Origin of the sequence: Streptomyces sp. NRRL WC-3549, from assembly GCF_000721935.1 — a bacterium.
In the GTDB taxonomy this organism is placed as follows: domain Bacteria; phylum Actinomycetota; class Actinomycetes; order Streptomycetales; family Streptomycetaceae; genus Streptomyces.
The window spans coordinates 18,783-19,642 of the sequence record NZ_KL585417.1; the positions used below are offsets into that span (position 1 = coordinate 18,783).

1 pseudogene is annotated in these 860 nt (G+C 74.8%); it reads right to left on the reverse strand.

Features of this window, described 5'->3' with window-relative positions:
- Nucleotides 1-856: pseudogene (locus IH13_RS0123510) on the reverse strand (ATP/GTP-binding protein); the annotation flags it as partial.
- Nucleotides 857-860 lie beyond the last annotated feature (4 nt).

Genomic DNA, 860 nt, shown 5'->3' on the forward strand with positions numbered 1-860 from the left:
CCGGCAGGTCGCGGGCGCCCGACGGGTGCAGCGCCGCCGCGCCGCCGGCACGGAGCACGGCCTCCTCCAGCGCGGTGAGCCGCTCGGGGTGCGCCCGGCCCACCGTCCAGGCGTGGCGCAGGCGGACGACGTCGACGTCGTTCATCCGGCCCGTGCGCACCGCGGCGGTGAGGGCTTCGGCCGCGTCCGTCCGCCCGGCCGCGCGCAGTTCGGGCCACCGGTCGGGGGTGGGGGTGTCCGCGGGCAGGGGCGGGGCCCCCGGGGCGGCGGCCGGGCGTGCCGTGCGGCGTTGTGCGAGCAGCGCGCGCCAGCGGCCGAGGCGGGCGAACGGCCAGAGCACACCGAGGGCGATGAGGCCGTAGACCACGTTGACGACACTCTGGCTCTGGTAGATCTCGCCGCCGAAGACGGAGGCGACGAGGATCAGCACCGGCCTGACGACCGGCACGGCGTCCTTCCACACCAGGAGCTGTGCGAGCGCCGCCGCGGCGGCGCTCGCCAGGGCGAGGAAGGGCTGACCACGACCGGCGACGTGCCGGCGGAGGAGTTCGGCCCAGTTGCCCAGGCGCAGGCAGCCGTGGACGAGGAGGCCGAAGAGCACGGCCTCGTAGACGGTGAGCGCGTCGGACCCCTCGATGGTCCTGGGCCCGCCGAACGTGCCCGCGTACCACCAGTCGCCCGGGGTGAAGAGCTTCAGGGGAACCAGCCGGTAGGGGATGTAGCCGTTGCGCCACAGCGACCACAGGAGCAGACCGCACAGGACGGAGATCAGCGCGCCGACCAGCAGGGAACGGTCCGGCACCCCTTCGGGCCTCTCGGGCGGGCGCGGTGTGTGGCCGCTGTCTCTTATACACATCTCT